The sequence below is a fragment of the Streptomyces sp. NPDC030838 genome (assembly GCF_055572035.1).
Genome location: NZ_JBVIED010000016.1, coordinates 34386 through 53449, shown reverse-complemented (window position 1 = coordinate 53449; position 19064 = coordinate 34386). Strand labels below are relative to the sequence as shown.

The 19064-nt window shown below is 71.8% G+C and carries 17 protein-coding genes; 5 read left to right on the top strand and 12 right to left on the bottom strand.

Translation table 11 applies throughout. From position 1 onward, the window contains the following. Positions 1–6 precede the first annotated feature (6 nt). The gene (locus ACZ42A_RS32320) at positions 7–1035 is read right to left on the bottom strand and encodes an LLM class flavin-dependent oxidoreductase (protein WP_468530857.1); all 1029 of its coding nucleotides are present in this window, start codon (positions 1033–1035) and stop codon (positions 7–9) included. A 219-nt stretch (positions 1036–1254) separates the two neighbouring features. Here ACZ42A_RS32320 and ACZ42A_RS32315 point away from each other — a divergent pair, with 219 nt between their 5' ends. Further along, positions 1255–1596 (top strand): ATP/GTP-binding protein, encoded by a 342-nt coding sequence (locus ACZ42A_RS32315; protein WP_468530856.1) that lies wholly within the window; start codon positions 1255–1257, stop codon positions 1594–1596. Between the two features lie 18 nt (positions 1597–1614). Here the strand turns inward: ACZ42A_RS32315 and ACZ42A_RS32310 are convergent, their stop codons facing one another. The 7 genes from ACZ42A_RS32310 to mce form a co-directional block, all read right to left on the bottom strand. Continuing rightward, positions 1615–2463 carry an ABC transporter permease gene (locus ACZ42A_RS32310; protein ID WP_468530855.1) on the bottom strand — a complete coding sequence of 283 codons (849 nt, stop codon included), beginning with the start codon at positions 2461–2463 and terminating at the stop codon, positions 1615–1617. Beyond that, on the bottom strand, positions 2460–3866 hold the full coding sequence (locus ACZ42A_RS32305; RefSeq protein WP_468530854.1) for an ABC transporter ATP-binding protein: 1407 nt from the start codon (positions 3864–3866) through the stop codon (positions 2460–2462). Before ACZ42A_RS32305 ends, ACZ42A_RS32310 begins: the two co-directional genes overlap by 4 nt. 124 nt (positions 3867–3990) lie before the next feature. After that, on the bottom strand, positions 3991–4761 hold the full coding sequence (locus ACZ42A_RS32300) for an ABC transporter permease (protein ID WP_468530853.1): 771 nt from the start codon (positions 4759–4761) through the stop codon (positions 3991–3993). 4 nt (positions 4762–4765) lie between these two features. Then, entirely contained in the window at positions 4766–5719 is a 954-nt protein-coding gene (locus tag ACZ42A_RS32295) for an ABC transporter ATP-binding protein (RefSeq protein WP_468530852.1), read from the bottom strand. A gap of 107 nt (positions 5720–5826) precedes the next feature. Continuing rightward, the gene (locus ACZ42A_RS32290) at positions 5827–6762 is read right to left on the bottom strand and encodes a cellulose-binding protein (RefSeq protein ID WP_468530851.1); all 936 of its coding nucleotides are present in this window, start codon (positions 6760–6762) and stop codon (positions 5827–5829) included. 219 nt (positions 6763–6981) lie between these two features. Then, positions 6982–10995, bottom strand: coding sequence for a polarized growth protein Scy (scy, locus tag ACZ42A_RS32285; protein WP_468530850.1), 4014 nt, complete (start codon positions 10993–10995; stop codon positions 6982–6984). Positions 10996–11206: 211 nt separating this feature from the next. Further along, a complete protein-coding gene (gene mce / locus ACZ42A_RS32280; protein WP_073940977.1) occupies positions 11207–11647 on the bottom strand; it encodes a methylmalonyl-CoA epimerase in 441 nt (146 codons plus the stop codon). 148 nt (positions 11648–11795) lie between these two features. On the opposite strand from mce, the gene ACZ42A_RS32275 reads away from it, so the two are divergent. Next, positions 11796–13001, top strand: coding sequence for an acetyl-CoA C-acetyltransferase (locus ACZ42A_RS32275; protein WP_468530849.1), 1206 nt, complete (start codon positions 11796–11798; stop codon positions 12999–13001). Positions 13002–13036: 35 nt separating this feature from the next. Then, positions 13037–13993 carry a methylmalonyl Co-A mutase-associated GTPase MeaB gene (meaB, locus tag ACZ42A_RS32270; RefSeq protein ID WP_468530848.1) on the top strand — a complete coding sequence of 319 codons (957 nt, stop codon included), beginning with the start codon at positions 13037–13039 and terminating at the stop codon, positions 13991–13993. A gap of 124 nt (positions 13994–14117) precedes the next feature. On the opposite strand, the gene ACZ42A_RS32265 is transcribed toward meaB, so the two are convergent. Further along, complete coding sequence (locus ACZ42A_RS32265; protein WP_468530847.1) at positions 14118–14768, bottom strand: PepSY domain-containing protein; 651 nt, start codon at positions 14766–14768, stop codon at positions 14118–14120. Positions 14769–14886: 118 nt separating this feature from the next. On the opposite strand from ACZ42A_RS32265, the gene ACZ42A_RS32260 reads away from it, so the two are divergent. Together ACZ42A_RS32260 and ACZ42A_RS32255 are read left to right on the top strand one after the other, a co-directional pair. After that, positions 14887–15552, top strand: coding sequence for a response regulator transcription factor (locus ACZ42A_RS32260; protein WP_468530846.1), 666 nt, complete (start codon positions 14887–14889; stop codon positions 15550–15552). Further along, positions 15549–16964 carry a sensor histidine kinase gene (locus ACZ42A_RS32255; protein WP_468530845.1) on the top strand — a complete coding sequence of 472 codons (1416 nt, stop codon included), beginning with the start codon at positions 15549–15551 and terminating at the stop codon, positions 16962–16964. Before ACZ42A_RS32260 ends, ACZ42A_RS32255 begins: the two co-directional genes overlap by 4 nt. Positions 16965–17045: 81 nt before the next feature. Here ACZ42A_RS32255 and ACZ42A_RS32250 read toward each other — a convergent pair whose 3' ends face one another. The 3 genes from ACZ42A_RS32250 to ACZ42A_RS32240 form a co-directional block, all read right to left on the bottom strand. Continuing rightward, complete coding sequence (locus ACZ42A_RS32250; RefSeq protein WP_468530844.1) at positions 17046–17522, bottom strand: MarR family winged helix-turn-helix transcriptional regulator; 477 nt, start codon at positions 17520–17522, stop codon at positions 17046–17048. Between the two features lie 93 nt (positions 17523–17615). After that, complete coding sequence (locus ACZ42A_RS32245; protein ID WP_468530843.1) at positions 17616–18416, bottom strand: AIM24 family protein; 801 nt, start codon at positions 18414–18416, stop codon at positions 17616–17618. Further along, positions 18413–19063 carry an AIM24 family protein gene (locus ACZ42A_RS32240; RefSeq protein ID WP_468530842.1) on the bottom strand — a complete coding sequence of 217 codons (651 nt, stop codon included), beginning with the start codon at positions 19061–19063 and terminating at the stop codon, positions 18413–18415. The genes ACZ42A_RS32245 and ACZ42A_RS32240 overlap by 4 nt, the downstream gene beginning before the upstream one ends. Position 19064 lies beyond the last annotated feature (1 nt).

Here is a 19064-nt window from a genome sequence, read left to right as displayed (position 1 = left end):
GGTCGTTCAGCTCAGTTGCGGCAGCACCTCCGCGCCCAGGCGCCGGACGTTCTCCTCCGTCGCCGCCAGGTCTCCCGAGCCCTCGACCAGCAGGGCGAAGCGGGAGATACCGGTCCGCTCGCTGGTCGCCGCGAGGCGGTCGGCGCACAGCCGCGGGGTGCCCACCGGGTGCAGCCCGCAGAGCAGTTCGGTGTAGGCGATCGGATCGCGCATCCGGCGCTCCCGGCCGTCCACCGTCACATGCGCGTCCAGGCCCTGCTTCAGCCAGCCCGGCATCGCCTTGGTCAGGGTCTCGGCCGCGTCGACGCGCCGGTCCGCGATCTGGCAGACGCCGGCCGACACATGGCCCGGATCGGCGATCTGCTCCGCGGGACGGCCGGCGGCACGTGCGCGACTGCGCCACAGGGCGACCATCTCGGCCTTTTCCTCGTCCCCGACATGCATGCCGAGCAGCATCGGCAGTCCGCGCTCGGCCGCCATCCGGACACTGGCGGGGGAGGTGCAGGCGACCAGCACCTCCGGGCCGTCGACCTCGATCAGGGACTCCGACGGCCGCGGGACGACGGGCACCTCGCGGAAGGCATAGCGCTCCCCGGCGGCCTCGACGCGGGGTTCGCGCAGCCAGCGCACCAGCAGATCGAGTGATTCCGGGAAGCCCTTCTCGTACGCCTCCAGGCCCGCGCCGAACACCTCCAGGTCCACCCACGGGCCGCCCCGGCCCACGCCCAGGGACAGCCGTCCGCCGCTCGTGACATGGAGCAGCGCGGCCTGTTCACCGAGGGTCACGGGGTGGGTGGTGGGCAGTACGCTGACCGCCGTGCCGACCCGGATACGGCGTGTGCGGCCGAGCAGTAACGCCGCGAGGGTGATGGCCGACGGGCAGGTGCCGTACGGCACGAAGTGGTGCTCGGCCAGCCAGACCGAGTCGAGCCCCGCCTCCTCGGAGACCTCCGCCGAGCGGACCGCGCGGTGCAGCGCCTCCCCCTGGCCCTGACCCGGGAACTGGGCCGCCAACACGAAACTTCCTACGCGCATCGCTCTTCCTGCTTCCTTGGCTCCGACACGGAGCTCCCCCACCCGGCATAACCGTCTGACACGTGCCGAGGACACGGCCTCGCGGATGAATGTGAGGATTGTCTGCAGAATGCCCGGCCGGGAGGGGGGACTTGTGTGGTTCGCCGCTTCCGCGTACCCCTGCCGGGGGCGCGTACGCTGGACAGGACCCGCTTCCTGTATAGCTCCGTGAGGTGTTCCGTGTCCCCGCGTCGCAACCGACCCAAGGGCCCGAAGAATGCCGTCTCCTCCGGTCTGGGCGCCGAGGACGACCGGCCGGGCCGCTACGGCGGATGGCAGTCCAGCGAGGACTGGCAGGGCGAGGAGTGGAGCGTGCGCCATGTCGCGGGCGCGAGCACACAGGGCAAGAGCTACCGCTGCCCCGGCTGCGACCAGATGATCCCCGACGGCGTCCCGCACGTGGTCGCCTGGCCCGAGCACTCCGGCGTCGACGAGCGCCGGCACTGGCACAAGTCGTGCTGGAACGCGCGGGACCGCCGCACCACGCGGGTGCAGCGGTCCCGTAACGCGCCGAAGTTCTGAGCGGATCCCAGGTCGGTCCTACACGTCGCGCCGCTCCAGCAGGGCGTACGCGCCGGCGAAGGCGACGGCGGTGATGCCCAGCATGATCCACAGCGGGTCCCAGCCCGACGGGCCCGAGTCGCTGAGGGAGTTGGCGTAGAAGACACCGAGCTGGTTCGGGATCGAGTACTCGAACAGGAAGGTGCGGACGTCGTCCAGCGACGCGGAGAACATGAACAGCGCGACCACCAGCGGGGCCAGCACCGCGCCGATCATGATGGTGATGGCGCCCGCGGAGTGCCGGATGATCGAGCCGACGACCAGCGAGAGCAGTCCGAGCAGCGCGATGTAGAGCGAGACGCCGACCGTGGCCTTCAGCCACTCGCCGGCCGAGGGGTCCCGGGCGTCCACCATGCCGACCTGGGCGAAGGCCACCAGGCCCGACGAGACCAGCGTCGCGGTGAACGCGACCGCGAAGAAGACCAGCGCCTTCGCCGTCAGCACCCGGCCGCGCGAGGGGCAGGCCGTCATCGTCGTACGGATCATTCCGGTGCCGTACTCGGACGCCGTGGTCAGCACGCCCAGCGTGATGACGCACATGGTGCCGAGCAGCAGCCCGAAGAAGCCGAGGGCCAGCGCGCTCTCGCCGCCCAGATCGCTCCCCGAGCCGTTGCCGCCCACCACCGCGCCGGTCAGCAGACCGATGCCGATGACGAGCGCGACGAACACGCCCAGCGTCCATATCGTCGACCGTACCGACTTGATCTTCGTCCACTCCGAGGCGATGGCGTGCCCGAGGTGGGTGCGGACGACGGGGATCGGCGAGGTGTAGCCGGGGTACGGCGTGCCGGGCGCGGCCGGCGACATCGGGGTCTGGGGCGTGCTCATCGGGCGTCCTCGGACTGGGTCGGGTCGGAGACGGGGGCGGGGGCCTGCGGCTGGTCCTGCGGCGGGGTGGCGGGCGCGGCAGGCGCGGGCGCGGACGGGGCGGCGGGCGCGGACGGGGCGGCAGTGGGCTGCGCGGGCGCGTCCTGCGGCGCGGCCGTGCCCTGAGCGGGCGCCGGTGCGGCCTGCGGTGCGGCCGGGACAGGGGCCTGGCCGGGCTGCGCCGGTGCCTGGCCCGGCTGCTGCGGGGCCGGCTGCGCGTACGGGTTCGGCTGACCGGCACCGGGTGCGGCGGGCGCGCCGGGTGCCTCCGGACCGCCGTACGGACCCGGGGCGCCGTACGGCCCCGCCCCCTGCGGCATCGCGAACGGCTGGCCGCCCTGCTGGGGCGGCGGCGGGGCGTACCAGCCCGGCTGGCCCTGGCCGGCCACCGGCATCGGAGGCTGGGCGCCCGGCGGCAGCGGCTGCTGGAGGCCCGCCTTCTGGTCGATGCTGGAGCGGTAGTCGACGGCGGCCTGGGTCATCCGCATGTAGGCCTCCTCGAGCGAGGCCTGGTGCGGCGACAGCTCCCACAGCCGTACGTCCGTGTCGTGCGCGATGTCGCTGATGCGAGGGAGCGGCAGGCCGGTCACCCGCAGCGCGCCGTCCTGCTCGGGCAGCACCTGTCCGCCCGCCTCGGTGAGCGCGGCCGACAGCTTCTCGCGCTGCTGCGGCTCGGTGTCCGGGGTGCGCACCCGCGCGAACCCGGCGGAGTTCGCCGCGATGAAGTCCCGCACGCTCATGTCGGCGAGCAGCTGCCCGCGCCCGATCACGATGAGGTGGTCGGCGGTCAGCGCCATCTCGCTCATCAGGTGCGAGGAGACGAAGACGGTACGGCCCTCCGCCGCGAGCGACTTCATCAGGTTCCGCACCCAGAGGATGCCCTCCGGGTCCAGGCCGTTGACCGGCTCGTCGAACAGCAGCACCTGCGGGTCGCCGAGCAGCGCGGCGGCGATGCCGAGCCGCTGGCCCATGCCGAGCGAGAAGCCCTTGGAGCGCCGCCTGGCCACGTCCTGGAGACCGACCACACCCAGCACCTCGTCCACCCGGCGGGCCGGGATGCCGGACAGCTGGGCCAGGGACAGCAGATGGTTGCGGGCCGTGCGGCCGCCGTGCACCGCCTTCGCGTCCAGCAGCGCGCCGACCTGGCGGGGCGCGTTCGGCAGCTTGCGGTACGGGTAGCCGCCGATCGTCACCTGCCCCGAGGTGGGGTTGTCCAGGCCCAGGATCATCCGCATGGTCGTCGACTTGCCGGAGCCGTTGGGGCCCAGGAAGCCGGTGACGGCACCGGGCCGCACCTGGAAGGAAAGGTTGTACACAGCGGTCTTGTCGCCGTAGCGCTTGGTCAGGCCGACTGCCTCGATCATGCTCCGCACCCATCGAAAGGTTCAGGACAGCGGGGCACACGCCCCCGTAAGGGTTAGGAGGATATCGAGGCGCTGACGGTTCCACCCAAGACCGGGTAAAGAGCTTCGGCCACCAAGGCCCTGCCTAGGCGTCCCGCCGTTTGAGCAGGACGTAACCGCCGACGAGGGCCGCGATCACCCACAGTGCCAGGATGCCCAGCCCGCCCCAGGGGCCGTACGGGGTGTCGTCCTCGACCGGCGGCACCACCTGCATGATCTTGCTGCCGGCCTGGTCGGGCAGGAACCGGCCGATCTTCTCGGTGGCGTCGACGTTGCCGAGGATGTTGGAGATCAGGAAGAAGAACGGCATCAGGATGCCCAGCGACAGCATCGGCGAGCGCAGCATCGCGGCGACGCCCATCGAGAACATCGCGATGAGGGTCATGTAGAGGCCGCCGCCGATCACCGCTCGCAGCACGCCCGGGTCGCCGAGGTGCGCCCTGAGGTCGCCGAGCATCGCCTGCCCGAGGAAGAAGGTGGCGAAGCTGGTGGCCATGCCGACGACGAGGGCGAGCACGGTGGCGACGGCGAGCTTGCCGAACAGGAAGGTGCCGCGCTGCGGCACGGCGGCCAGCGAGGTGCGGATCATGCCGGTGCTGTACTCGTTGGAGACCACGAGCACTCCGAACACGATCATCGCCAGCTGGCCGAGACTCATCCCCGCGAAGCTGATGAACGTCGGGTCGAAGGACAGCCTGTCCCGGGTGCTCATGGTGTCGAACTCGTTCTTCGACAGCGCGGAAATGAGCATGCCGAGTGCGAGAGTGACCAGCGCGGCGAGGGAGAGTGTCCACACCGTGGACGCGACCGAGCGGATCTTCGTCCATTCGGACCGGATGACCTGGGTGGCCGTCATGCCGTCACCTCCTGTTCCCGGCATCGCCCCACCGCGGCCGCGCGGGTGGCGCGTCGGAGTGCGCGTGGTACTCGACCGACTCGGCCGTCAGCCGCATGAACGCCTCCTCCAGGGAGGCCTGCTGCGGGCTCAGCTCATGCAAGACGACCTGGTGCTGGGCGGCCAGCTCACCGATCCGCTCCGGCTTCTCGCCGTCCACCTCGAACGCCCCGCCGCCGGTCGCCACGGCCGTGATCCCGGCGCCGTGCAGCACATCCAGCAGCCGCTCGCGCTGAGGGGTGCGAATGCGGACGTACGACCGCGAGTTCCGCGCGATGAAATCCGCCATGGACGTGTCGGCGAGCAGCCGGCCCTGCCCGATCACCACCAGATGCTCCGCGGTCAGCGCCATCTCGCTCATCAGATGACTCGACACGAACACCGTCCGGCCCTGCGCGGCCAGCGATTTCATCAGCGTGCGGATCCAGTGGATGCCCTCGGGGTCGAGCCCGTTGACCGGCTCGTCGAACATCAGGATCCGCGGATCGCCGAGCAGCGCGGCGGCGATGCCGAGGCGCTGGCCCATGCCCAGCGAGAACCCCTTGGTCTTCTTGCGCGCCACCGCCGTGAGCCCCACCGTGTCCAGCACCTCGTGCACCCGCTGCTTCGGGATGCCGTTGCTCTGCGCCAGGCACAGCAGATGGTGGTAGGCGCTGCGCCCGCCGTGCACGGCCTTCGCGTCGAGCAGCGCGCCGATGTACTTCAGGGGATCCTTGAGCCGGTCGTAGTGCCTGCCGTCGATCCGGACGTCCCCGGCCGTCGGCCGGTCCAGGCCCAGCATCATCCGCATGGTGGTGGACTTGCCCGCGCCGTTCGGACCGAGGAAGCCCGTGACGACGCCCGGTCTCACGGCGAACGTGAGGTTGTTGACCGCCACCTTCTCGCCGTACCGCTTGGTCAGCCCCTCGAGCTCGATCATGCGGTCACGCTAAAACGGGACAAAGCCCTCTGCCACCGGAGCGGCAGAGGGCTTTGTGAGGATTTCAGCGGATGTACGCCGACCGGTTACCGGCGTACATCGACCGGTTACCGGGACTGCTGAGCGGGCACCCCGCGGGAGATCGGCTCGTCCTCGGCCGGCGTGCCGGCCGCGGCCACCGCGGCGCCCGTGAGCGTGGCGAGCATCTCGCGCACGTTGGTGAGCTGGGCGTTGATGGAGTCGCGGCGGTTGGTGAGGGCGGCCAGCTCGCGCTCGGATTCCGAACGGATCCGGTCGGCCTTGGCGTTGGCGTCGGCCACGATGTCCTCGGCCTGGCGCTGGGCGGTCTCCACCGTCTGGCGGGCGCGGCGCTCGGCGTCGGTGCGCAGCTTCTCGGCCTCCAGGCGCAGCTGCTCGGCGCGGTGCTCGATCTCGGCGAGGCGCTTCTCGGCCTTGGCCTGACGGGACGCCAGGTCGCGCTCGGACTGCTCGCGGCGCTTGGCCAGGTTCGTCTCGAAGTCCGCGGCGGCCTGGGCGGCCTTGGCGCGGGTCTCCTCGAACAGCGCGTCGGCCTCCTCGCGCTTGGACTGCGCGTCCTTCTGCGCCTCGGCACGCAGCTGAGCGGCGTCGCTCTTGGCCTTCTCGACGATCCGGACGCCCTCGTCCTCGGCCTTCGCCTTGCGCTCGGCGGCGAACGCCTCGGCGTCGTTGCGCACCTGCTGGGCGGCCGACTCGGCCAGCTCACGGTGCTGCTCGGCCGCGCGGCGGGCCTCCTCGCGCAGGTCCTTGGCCTCTTCCTCGGCCAGCCGCAGGATCTTCTCGACGCGCGCGCCGAGACCGGCGTACGACGGCTCGGCGTCGCTGACCTGGGCCTGGGCGTTCTGCGTTTCGAGGTGGAGCTCCTCGATGCGCTTTTCCAGAGCGGTGATGCGGGCGAGAGCACTGTCACGGTCGGAGACGAGCTTGGAGATACGTTCGTCCACCTGAGCGCGGTCGTACCCACGCCGCACAAGCTCGAAGCCGTAGGGGGAAGTGTCGCTCATGGGGTTCCTGTCGAATGAGACCGGTGAGGTGATAGGTGGAATCCTAGGGGCCAGAACGGTGTGTCATCGAGCGGATGCGTGTTTGATCTGGAGAATGACACCCCTTTTGAGTGGCTAACCGTCGGACTGCTTGCCAAAGACGTCGTCAAAGGCTTGGCCAAAGGCCCCGTCGGGGACACGGCCAAAGGCTCCAGCAAACACCGGAGCCCGGCCTCCTGACTAGCCGTCCGACGACTTGCCACCCGATCGAGGCGCGCCCACCGTCGCTCCGGCCTTGACGCCGCCGTCCTTGCCGGCCGACGGGGCCTCAAAAGACTCCAACGCCTCCAGCACGTCCTGGACACGCGAGATCTCCGCGTTGATGTCCTCGCGGCGGCGCACCAGGATCTCCAGCTCGCGCTTGCCCTCCTCGACCGTGCGCTCGGCCTCGCGGACCGCCTCGGCCTTCAGCTCCTCGGCCTCCTTGACGAGCGTGGCCTTCTTCTGCTCGGCCTCCTTCAGCAGCCCCTCGGCCTTCTTCACCGCGGCGATGCGCACCTTGCCGGCCTCGGAGTTCGCCTCCGACACCAGCTCCTTCGCCTTCGCCTCGGCCTTGGCCAGCTGCTCCTCGGCCGCCTTGATCAGCGCGTCGCAGCGGTCGCCGGTCGACTTCATCGTCTCGGCGGCCTCGCGGCGGGCCCGCTCGTGCAGCTCCTCGATCTCGGTGGTGACGCGGTCGCGCAGCTCCTCCGCGCGCTCCCGGATCGCCGTCGCGTCCCGGCGGGCGCCGACCAGCAGCTCGTCCGCGTCCGTACGCGCCTTCTCCACCAGCGAGTTGCCCTCGATCGTCGCCTCGGTGACGATCCGCTCGGCCTCCTTGCGGGCCGCGCCCACCATCGTGTCGGCCTGCGACTCGGCGTCCGCGGTGGCCTTCAGGGCCTGCGCCTGCGCCTCGGTGAGCAGCTTGTCGGCCTCGGCCGTGGTCTCCGAGATGAGCTTGTCGACCTGCTCGGCCGCCTCCGAACGCCGCTTGTTGGCCTCCTTGCGGGCCTCGTCGAGCGTCCGCTCGGCCTCCTCGCGCGCCGCCGCGGTGACCCGCTCGGCCTCCTCGGCCGCCTCGGACTTGACCCGCTCCGACTCCGCCCGGATGCGCTCCGCGTGCGCCTGCGCCGACCCCACCGTCTCCGCGGCCTCGGCGCGCAGCCGCTCCGCCTCGCCGGTGGCGTCCGCGAGCAGCTGCTCCGCGTTCGCGCGCGCCTCGGTGGTGACCCGTTCGGCCTCGGCCAGCGCCTCGGTGGTGACCCGTTCGGCCTCGGTGACCGCCTCGGTGGTGACCCGTTCGGCCTCGGCGCGCGCCTCGCCGCGTACCCGATCGGCCTCCGCCGCGGTCTCCGTGGTGAGCCGCTCCGCCTCGGCCAGCGCCTCGGTACGGACCCGCTCGACCTCGGCGGCGGTCTCGGTGGTGAGCCGCTCCGCCTCGGAACGCGCCTCCGTGATGAGGGTGTCGGCCTGCGTCGCCGCGTCCGACCGGATGCGGTTGGCGTCCTCCCGGGCGTCCGCCCGGGTGCGCGCGGCGGCCTGGTCGGCCTCCGCCAGGGTGTCCGACGCCTCCGTGCGCACCCGCTGGGCGTACTCGGACGCGTCCGACCGCAGCCGCTCGGACTCGGTCAGCGCCTCCGCCATGGTGCGCTCCGCGAGCGCCTTGGCGGCCTCCACCTCAGCGGTGGCCTCGTGCCGCATCCGCGCGGCGTCCTCGCCGGCCCGCTCCCGCTCGGCGTAGGCGTCGGCGCGGACCCGGTCCGCCTCCTCCTCGGCCTCCCGGCGGGTACGGTCCGCCGCGTGCTCGGCGGCAGAGCGCAGCCCGGCGATCTCCTCCTGCGCCTGCTCGTGCAGCCCGGCGACCGAGTCCCGCACCTGCTGGGCGTGGAGCTCGGCGGCCGACACCATCTCGGTGGCGCGCCGGTCGGCCTCCTCGACCAGCCGGACCGCCTCGGCCTGCGCCTCCTCCACGCGCTTGCGCGCCGACGCCAGCAGCTCCTCGCTCTGCTCGCGGGCCCGCTCGCGCTCCTGGTCGGCCTCCTGCCGGGCCGAGCCCAGCGTCTCCTCCGCCTCGCGGCGGCGCCGGACGGCCTCCTCCTGCGCGGCGGCCAGCGTCTCCGACGCCTCCGCGGCCAGCCGCTCGGCGGCGGCCTGCGCCTCGGCCCGCACCCGGTCGGCGCTCTCCTGCGCCTCCGTCTTCAGCCGCTCCGCCTCGGCCGCGGCCTCCGACCGCAGCCGTACGGCGACGGCCTCGCCCTCCGCGCGGGAGGCGGACGCGTCGGCGGCGGCCTCGGTGCGCAGCCGCTCGGCCTCCGTCTCGGCCTGCTGCTGGAGCGTACGGATCCGCTCGGCGGACTCGGTGCGCAGCCGGTCGGTCTCCTCCGCGGCCTCCCGGCGGATCCGGGCGGCCTCCTCGCGGGCCTCGGTCAGCGCCTGCTCGGCGGCGGCCAGCCGCTGCTCGGCCTCGGCCTGGAGGCGGGCCAGCTCCTCGGCGGCCTCCGCCTGCCGGGCCGCGACCGCCCGCTCGGTCTCCTCGCGCAGCTCGCGCGCCGCCCGCTCGGCCTCCGCCTTGATGCCCTCGGCCTGCTCGACGGCCTCCTCGCGGTGGCGCTCGGCCTCCGCGCGGGTGCGCTCCAGGGTCTCCTCGGCCTGCCGGCGCAGCGTCGTGGCCCGCTCGATGGCCTCGGTGCGGACCTTCTCGCTGTCCGCGGTGGCCATACGGCGCAGCTCGTCCGCGTCGGCCTTCGCCTTGGACAGCAGCTCCTCGGCGGACTTGGCCGCCTCCTCGATCTGCGCCACGGCTTCCTTGCGGGCCTCCGCGCGGATCTTCTCGCCCTCGGCGACCGCGTCGGCGCGCAGCTGCTCGGCCTCGCCGCGCAGCCGGCGGGCCTCCTCCTGCAGCTCGACCGTCTTGGCGCGGTACTCCTTGGTGTCGTCCTTCGCCGCACCCTTGAGCTGCTCGGCGATGTCGTGTGCCTCGGCGCGCAGCCGGTCCGCCTCGGCCTCCGCCTCCTTGCGGATCCGCTCGGCCTCCTCGGCGGCGGCCTTGGTGGTCTGCTTGGCCTCCTCGGAGGCCTTGTTGAGGACGTCCTCGGCGGTCTTGGCCGCCTTCGACAGCTGGGTGGCGGTCTCCTCGGCGGTGATCGTGCGGGCCTTCTCGACGGCCTCCGCGACGATCTTCTCGGCCTCCGCGCGGGCGTCCGCGACCAGCTGCTCTGCCTCGGCCTTGGTGGTCTCGGCCTCCTTGGTGGCCTCGCTGACCAGCCGGGCGACCTGCTCCTTCGCCGTACGCGTGCGGGTCTCGTTGGCGGCCTCGGCGCTGGACAGGGTCTTGGCCGCGGCGTCCTTCGCCTCGGTGACCAGCTTCTCCGCCTCGGACTGCGCCTTGCGCAGCGCCTCCTCGGCCTCGGCCATCCGCTGCTCGGCGGCCCGGCTCAGCTCCTGCGCCTGGCGGCGCGCGGCCTCCGACTCGGTGGCGGTGGAGGTGCGCAGCTGCTCGGCGTGGTCGGTGGCCTCCTGCGCCTGGGTGGAGGCGGCGTTCAGCAGCCGCTCGGCGTCCGTGCGGGCGCGGCGCAGCAGCTGTTCGGCCTCCGCGCGGGCGGCCTCCGCCTCGCTCTGCAGGCGCTGGCGGGCCTCGGCGGTGAGCCGTTCGGCCTCCGCGCGGGCGGCGGCCATGGCCTGCTCGGCCTCCGCACGGGATTCCTCCAGCAGGCGCCGGGCCTGCTGCTCGGTGCGGGCGCGCAGCTGCTCGGCCCAGGCCACGTTCTCGTTGACGTGCGACTCGACGGTCTGCCGGCGCTCGGCCAGCTCCTGGTCGAGCTGCTGGCGCCGGGTCACCGCCTCCTGGTGCAGCTCGGCCTGGAGCCGGGCCGCCTGCTCGGCGTGCTCCTGGAGGATGCGCTGGGTCTGCGCCCTGGCCTGGCTCAGCTCGCGCTCGGCGTCGGCGCGGATCTGGTCGGCCTGCATCTGCGCGTTGCGCAGCAACTGTTCGGCCTGGTAGCCGATGTCGGCGCTGTCGTAGGCGGGCCGGGTCATGAGGGAGCGGCGCGCCTCGTGCAGCTTGGCCCGCAGCACCTCGACCTGGTAGCCGAGGTCCTCGGCGTGCTGGATGGCCTTTTCCCGCTCGGTCCTCAGCCGCTTCATCTCGGCCTCGAACCGAGAGAGGTGGTCGAGGTCAGCCGCCGGCTCTCGCTCCTGGCTCTCGTAGCCCCGCACTGCGCGGTCCCATCCGTCCCCTGGTCGCAAGTCTCTCCAAACGAGCTCCGTCCATCCGCCGAACGGGGCCCCCGGGGAATGGTGTCAGATCAGCGACGGACCACGGGCTGCTGCCCCGACGCTCGTCCCCCGAAACCCGGACCCCGGCACGGATCGCCCCGGTGGAAGCGGGGCGACCGCCCCCAACCCTACCGGCCCCTATGTACGAGGGTCAGTGCTCAGGTGACTCAACAGGCGCCGAAGTGACCAGTTCTGTCAGAACGCCATGGCAGTCCTTGGGGTGCAGGAAGGTGATCCGTGACCCCATGGAGCCGCGCCGGGGCTCTTCGTAGAGCACCCGCACGCCCTTGTCCTTGATGGCCGCCGCGTCGCCGTCGACGTCCGCCGTGCCGAAGGCGATGTGGTGGACGCCCTCGCCGTTCTTGGCGAGCCACTTGGCGACGGTGGAGTCCTCACGGGTGGGCTCCAGGAGTTGCAGATACGAAGCTCCGCCGTCGGACGTATCGTTGATCTTGAGCATGGCCTCGCGCACGCCCTGCTCCTCGTTGACCTCGGAGTGGAACACCTCGAAGCCGTAGGTGGCCCGGTAGAACTCGACAGTCTTGTCGAGGTCGAAACAGGCGATCCCGATGTGGTCGATTCGCGTCAGCATGGACTCAGTGCAGCGCTCCGGAGGTGGTTACGCAACGTGCGCGCGATCACACCGACAGCCCGATGACGGCGTGGACTACCCCTCAGTACATTCGAAGTAAACCCTCGTTCACTCCTCGGCTGTGCAGCCGGTAAGGGGATCGCAGCTCATGTCTTCTGCTACGAACGGCACGACGTCCGTCATCGTCGCGGGTGCCCGTACCCCGATGGGACGGCTGCTCGGCTCGCTGAAGTCCTTCTCCGGAGCCGACCTCGGCGGTTTCGCGATCAAGGCCGCCCTCGACCGTGCGGGGATCGGCGGCGACCAGGTGCAGTACGTGATCATGGGCCAGGTGCTCCAGGCCGGGGCGGGGCAGATCCCGGCGCGCCAGGCCGCCGTCAAGGCGGGCATCCCCATGAACGTCCCGGCGCTCACCATCAACAAGGTGTGCCTCTCCGGCCTGGACGCCATCGCCCTCGCGGACCAGCTGATCCGCGCCGGCGAGTTCGACATCGTCGTCGCCGGCGGCCAGGAGTCCATGACCAACGCCCCGCACCTGCTGCCGAAGTCCCGCGAGGGCTTCAAGTACGGCGCGGTCCAGATGCTCGACGCCATGGCGTACGACGGTCTGACCGACGCCTTCGAGGGCATCGCCATGGGCGAGTCGACGGAGAAGCACAACACGCGCCTCGGCATCAACCGCGCGGAGCAGGACGAGATCGCCGCCCTGTCCCACCAGCGGGCGGCCGCCGCGCAGAAGAACGCCATCTTCGAGGCCGAGATCACGCCGGTCGAGATCCCGCAGCGCAAGGGCGACCCGGTCCTGTTCAGCAAGGACGAGGGCATCCGCGGCGACACCACCGCGGAGTCCCTGGGCAAGCTGCGCCCGGCGTTCTCGAAGGACGGCACGATCACGGCCGGCTCCTCCTCGCAGATCTCCGACGGCGCCGCCGCGGTCGTGGTGATGAGCAAGGCCAAGGCGCAGGAGCTGGGCCTCGACTGGATCGCCGAGATCGGCGCCCACGGCAACGTCGCCGGCCCGGACAACTCTCTCCAGTCCCAGCCGTCGAACGCGATCCTGCACGCCCTGAAGAAGGAGGGCCTGGAGGTCTCCGACCTCGACCTGATCGAGATCAACGAGGCCTTCGCCGCCGTCGCCGTGCAGTCAATGAAGGACCTCGGCGTTTCCATCGAAAAGGTGAACGTCAACGGTGGTGCCATTGCCCTGGGGCACCCGATCGGCATGTCCGGCGCCCGCCTCGTGCTGCACCTCGCCCTGGAGCTCAAGCGGCGCGGCGGCGGTGTCGGCGCGGCCGCGCTGTGCGGCGGCGGCGGTCAGGGCGACGCGCTGATCGTCCGGGTGCCCAAGGCCTAGTTCTTCGGCGGAATCCTCTAGTGAACGGAGCTGTGATGCAGGACATCTCCTCGCTGGTCGCCCAGGCCAGGGAAGGCCGGCCGCGGGCCGTGGCCCGGCTGATCTCCCTGGTGGAGGGGGCGTCCCCGCAGCTCAGGGAGGTCATGGCGGCACTCGCCCCGCTGACCGGCAACGCGTATGTCGTCGGCCTGACCGGCTCCCCCGGCGTCGGCAAGTCCACGTCGACGTCGGCCCTGGTCACGGCATACCGCAAGCAGGGCAAGCGGGTGGGTGTCCTGGCGGTGGACCCGTCGTCCCCCTTCTCGGGCGGCGCCCTGCTGGGCGACCGGGTTCGCATGTCGGAGCACGCCTCGGATCCCGGGGTCTACATCCGCTCGATGGCCACGCGAGGCCACCTGGGCGGCCTGGCCTGGGCCGCCCCGCAGGCCATCCGCGTCCTGGACGCGGCGGGCTGCGATGTGATCCTGGTCGAGACGGTCGGCGTGGGCCAGTCGGAGGTGGAGATCGCCTCCCAGGCCGACACGAGCGTGGTCCTGCTGGCCCCGGGAATGGGCGACGGCATCCAGGCGGCCAAGGCGGGCATCCTGGAGATCGGCGACGTCTACGTCGTCAACAAGGCCGACCGGGACGGCGCCGACGCCACCGCCCGCGAGCTGAACCACATGCTCGGCCTGGGCGAGTCCCGCGCCCCCGGCGACTGGCGGCCGCCGATCGTGAAGACGGTGGCCGCGCGGGCCGAGGGCGTCGACGAGGTGGTGGAGGCCCTGGAGAAGCACCGCGCCTGGATGGAGGAACACGGCGTCCTGACGGAACGCCGCCTGGCCCGAGCCGCCCACGAGGTGGAAACCATCGCGGTCACCGCCCTGCGCGAGCGCATCGGCGACCTCCACGGCGACCGCAGGCTCAGCACACTGGCGGAACGGATCGTGGCGGGGGAGCTGGACCCGTACAGGGCGGCGGACGAGCTCGTCGCGGGGCTTACCCAGGGCTGAGGCGGCCTTCGAGCAGCCTGGCTGGGCCGCGTCGCGCCGGGTGCGGGTCGTTGGGGGCTGGTCGCGCGGTTCCCCGTGCCCCTGAGGGGACGTCCAGCGCCCGTCGGCAGTGTGCTCGGCCGTGTCAGTCGTCCGTCTCGTCCAGGTCCTTGTCGTCGTCCCGGTCCGCCGTCACCTTGCCCGTCTTCAGGTCGACGTGCCAGTCCTGGTCGGACCCGGCGGTCTCCACACTCCAGCCCGCGGAGCGCTCGTCGTCGTCCAGGTCGACGGACGTCACGACACCCTTGGCGGCAGCGGCCTCCGCGGCCTCGCGGGCGTCCACATCCGCGCCCTTCAGGACGCGGCGGGCCTCGGCGACGTCGTCCTCGTCCTGGTCGGTGTCGGTGCCGAGGATCTTGCCGGACGCGGGGTCGACGTGGACGGTGTACGAGGTGGTGCCGGAGCCCAGGATGTCGACCTCCCAGCCGCGGTCGTCGCCGTCGTCGTCACCGTCCCGGTCGTCGTCGAGTTCGGCGGAGACGGCCGTGCCCGGCTGCGCCTTCAGCGCGGCCTCGATGGCCTGAGCGGCGGTCAGCTTGCTCGCCGGCGTCCGATCGGCGTCGTCGTCGGCCGTACGGTCGGTGTCGTTGTCGGCGACGACGCCCGCCGCGGTGTCGACGACCGTCGTACGCGGCGCGGCCTTCGCGCCGTCGTCACCCTCCGCGAAGGCGACCGCCGCTCCGCCGCCGAGCAGGGCGGTCGCGGTGATGGCGGCGATGACGATGTTGCGCTTCATGAGGACCCTCCAGGTCGACTCGCTCGGTTTCGACGTGATCCACCCTGCCGAGCCGAACCTGAAGCCACGCTGAAGCAACCTGAAGATCACTTCAGCTTGCGTTTGCCACCCTGGACCCATGCGCCTGCTGATCGTCGAGGACGAGAAACGCCTCGCCCTGTCCCTGGCCAAGGGCCTCACCGCCGAGGGCTACGCGGTGGACGTCGTCCACGACGGCCTGGAGGGCCTGCACCGGGCGAGCGAGTCGCCGTACGACCTGATCGTGCTCGACATCATGCTGCCGGGCATGAACGGCTACCGGGTCTGCTCGGCCCTGCGCGCCGCCGGCAACGACGTACCGATCCTGATGCTCACCGCCAAGGACGGCGAGTACGACGAGGCGGAGGGGCTGGACACCGGCGCCGACGACTACCTGACCAAGCCGTTCTCGTACGTCGTCCTGGTGGCGCGGATCAAGGCGCTGCTGCGCCGCCGGAACACGGGCGGCGCGGCGCCGGTCATCGCGGTCGGGGAGCTGCGGCTGGACACCGGTGCCCGGCGGGTCCTGAAGGACGGGGCGGAAGTGCCGCTCACCGCCAAGGAGTTCGCGGTCCTTGAGCAGCTGGCGCTGCGGGCCGGCGACGTGGTGTCCAAGGCGGAGATCCTGGAACACGTCTGGGACTTCGCCTATGAGGGCGATCCGAACATCGTCGAGGTGTACGTCAGCGCCCTGCGCCGCAAGCTCGGCGCCGCGCTGATCCGTACCGTCCGGGGCGCCGGGTACCGCCTGGAGGCCCCGCGATGAGACGCCTGTTCGGATCCGTGCGGGCGCGGGCCGCGCTGGCCGCGACGCTCGTGGTCGCCGTGGCGCTGCTCGCGGCCGGGGCGGCCGTTCTGCTGTCGTTGCGCGGCAATCTCGAGAGCCGGGCGGACGCGGAGGCCGACGGGGCCGCCCGGCAGATCGCCTCCCGGATCGCCGCCGGCACCCCGTACGCCGACCTCGACCTTCCCGAGGCCGACGACAACCCGGTCCAGGTCGTCGACGAGGACGGCCGGGTGCTCGCGGTGAGCGAGGGGCTGGAGGCGATCAGCGGCACCGGCGTGCCAGGGGTCACCCCGGTTCACAGCCCCCGACCGGAGCGGGACGACGAGGAAGACGCCGACGACGGCGCCGACACCGACTCCGGCGAACTCGGCGACATCACCGATCACCGGCAGGGCACCGCCACCGTCGAGGGCGAGCGCGGCACGTACCGCTTCGCCGAGGCGGAGGTCGCCGACTCCCGCGACGAGACGGTCCGCGTCTACGCCGGGGCCTCGCTCGCCGCCCAGGAGGACGCGGTGCGGACCGCGGCCGGTGTGATGCTGATCGGGTTCCCGCTGCTGCTCGCCGTGGTGGGCTCGGTGACCTGGCTGGTCACCCGGCGCGCCCTGCGCCCGGTCGAGGGGATCCGCCGCGAGATGGCGGAGATCACCGCCTCCGAGGACCTGTCCCGGCGGGTGCCCGAGCCCGCCACCCACGACGAGATCGCCCGCCTGGCCCGCACCACCAACGAGACGCTGGCCGCGCTGGAGACCTCCGTGGAGCGCCAGCGCCGGTTCGTCGCCGACGCCTCCCACGAACTGCGCAGCCCCATCGCCTCGCTGCGCACCCAGCTGGAGGTGGCCGCCGCCCATCCCGAGCTGCTGGACCTGGACGGGGCGGTCCAGGACACCGTACGGCTGCAGCGGCTCGCCGCCGATCTACTGCTGCTCGCCCGGCTGGACGCGGGGGAGCGGCCCACCGGGACCCCGGTCGACCTGGTGGCGCTGGCCCGGGAGGAAGCGGCGGGGCGGGCCCTGGTGACGGTCGAGGCCGGGACCGGCGGTCTGGAGGTGGCCGGATCACGCGGCCAGCTGGGTCGCGTGCTCGCCAATCTCCTGGACAACGCCGAGCGGCACGCACGCTCGTCGGTCACCGTGACCGTGGGACGGGACGGGGACCGGGCGGCCGTGGTGCGGGTCGCCGACGACGGCGACGGGGTGCCCGAGGGCGACCGCGAGCGGATCTTCGAGCGGTTCGTCCGGTTGGACGACGCCCGCAGCCGGGACGAGGGCGGCGCCGGTCTCGGCCTGGCCATCGCCCGCGATGTGGCCGTCCGCCACGGGGGCACCCTCACAGCCCACGCGGCGCCGGCCGGCGGAGCCCTGTTCGAGCTCCGCCTGCCACTGCCCTAGCCCTCCAGGGCCAAAGCCGCCACTGGCCCAGCCCTCCAGGGGCTCAAGCCGTCACTGGCCTAGTCCTCTGGCACTGTGCGGTCAGGGGCGTCCGCGCTGGCCGCGCAGATGCTCGGCGATGGGTTTGAGGGACTTGTCGAGCTCGGTCAGGGCCTCGGGGGAGAGGAGGTCGATGAAGTGCCTGCGGACGGACGCCACGTGGTGCGGGGCGACCTTCCGCATGGTCTCCATGCCGTGGTCGGTGAGGACCGCGAACAGTCCCCGGCGGTCGGACTCGCAGTTCTCCCGGCGCACCAGCCCGGCGTTCTCCATGCGGGTGATCTGGTGGGAGAGGCGGCTTTTGGACTGCAGGGTGGCGGAGGCGAGGTCGCTCATCCGCATCCGCAGCTCCTCCGACTCGGAGAGATTCACCAGGATCTCGTAGTCGTTCATCGTCAGGCCGAACGGCTGCAGGTCCTTTTCGAGCTGGTACGTCAACAGCCTGTTGACCTCCAGGTGGGTGCGCCAGGCACACTGCTCCGCATCGGTCAGCCAGCGCGTGGCCGTCTCGGTCTCCATGAATGAAGTCTACCTAAGAAAGTTGAATGGTGAACTAGTCTAGGTGGTGTGACAGTGCGCACGCGTTCGATGTCACACTCCGCAGACTACCGCTCACAGCCCGAAGCGACGCTGGAGGTCCCCCAGCTGTCCGGGAAGGCGCGGTGCCCCGGCCGAACCCCCACGCCCTCCGGACGTCCCGCCGCCGGGCACGCCGGCCTCGGGCGGGACCGCCCCGGTGTCCTGCTCGGGCAGCAGGGTCTCGGTCGACTGGAGCAGGACCGTCCCCGCCCCCGCGAACTCGAACTGATGCTCCTCTCCGGAAGCCCCGCCGAGGCCCGTCAGTGCACGTAGACCGCCCATGACGCCCGTCAGGTAGCCATGGTCGTAGTGATGGCACGGTGACGGGCAGTCGGCCCAGCCGACGAGCGCCTGCGGGTCCACCCGGATCGGGGGTTCCATGAACACCACCGGACCGTTAGATGCGGCCACGAACGTCCCGGTTCCGAGGAGCGTCAGAAAGCCCGGCACGATCGACTGCTTCAGTGACAGACTTGGCTGAAAAGCGAGCAGATTGCCTGCCCGAACGGTCAGATTGCCGTCCTCCAGGTCGTACGAGTTCACATCGAAGGCCCGGTCGGCGAGCAGCATCTTCCCCGAGCCCTCGGCCACCACCCAGTCGGCGGCGTGCAGCGGCGAGTGGAACGACGTGCGGACCAGCCGCTCCAGCCGGCCGTGCCCGATCCCGTTGAACTCGATCGAGCCGTAGTAGGCGATCATCTTCCCCTTCTGGAGGAACCACTGGGTCCCCTTCAGCTCCACACAGAAGGTGTACGGGTTCACGTTGTCGTCGGCCGGGAGAGTGGCGGGGTCGAAGACGGCCGGGCCGCCGCCGGGGGCCGGGTAAGTGCTCACAGCTTCTCCTCCGAGGCCTGGACGTACACCGCACCGCTGCCGCTCAGCTCCAGCTGGAACGCCTCGCCGGAACCCCGGCCCACCATGTCCCGCCAGCCCAGAGCGGTCGACAGCTTGTTGCGCACGTCGCCGTGGTGGGCGACGTAGGCCTGCGGATCGACGTGCACCGGGCGCTGCGGCGTGATCGGGATCTCGAAGACGCCGCCGTGCGCCATGACGGCGACGGCGCCGTGTCCCTTGAGCGTGGTGGTGAACAGCCCCTGCCCGCTCACCTGGCCGCGCACCATGCCCATGACCCCGCCCTGCGAGCCCATGAACATCGTCCCCTGCTGGAGCGTGCCCTCGAAGGCCAGCAGCCGGTCCGCCTCGACGTACAGCGTGTCGCCGGCGAGGTTGATCACCTGCACGTGGTGACCGCCGTGCCCGAAGAGGACCGTGCCGCTGCCCTCGACGGTCATGAGGGGGGTGTCCTCGTCGGCCAGTCGGCGGCCGATCATCGACATGACCCCGCCCCGGCCGCCGGCCATGTTCGGGGTGAAGGTCACCTCGCCCTGGTAGGCGAGCATCGCGCCGCGCTGACTGAACAGCCGCTGACCAGGGACGACGGTCGCCTCGACCATCTTGGGGTTGATCTCCCGGAAGGTCATC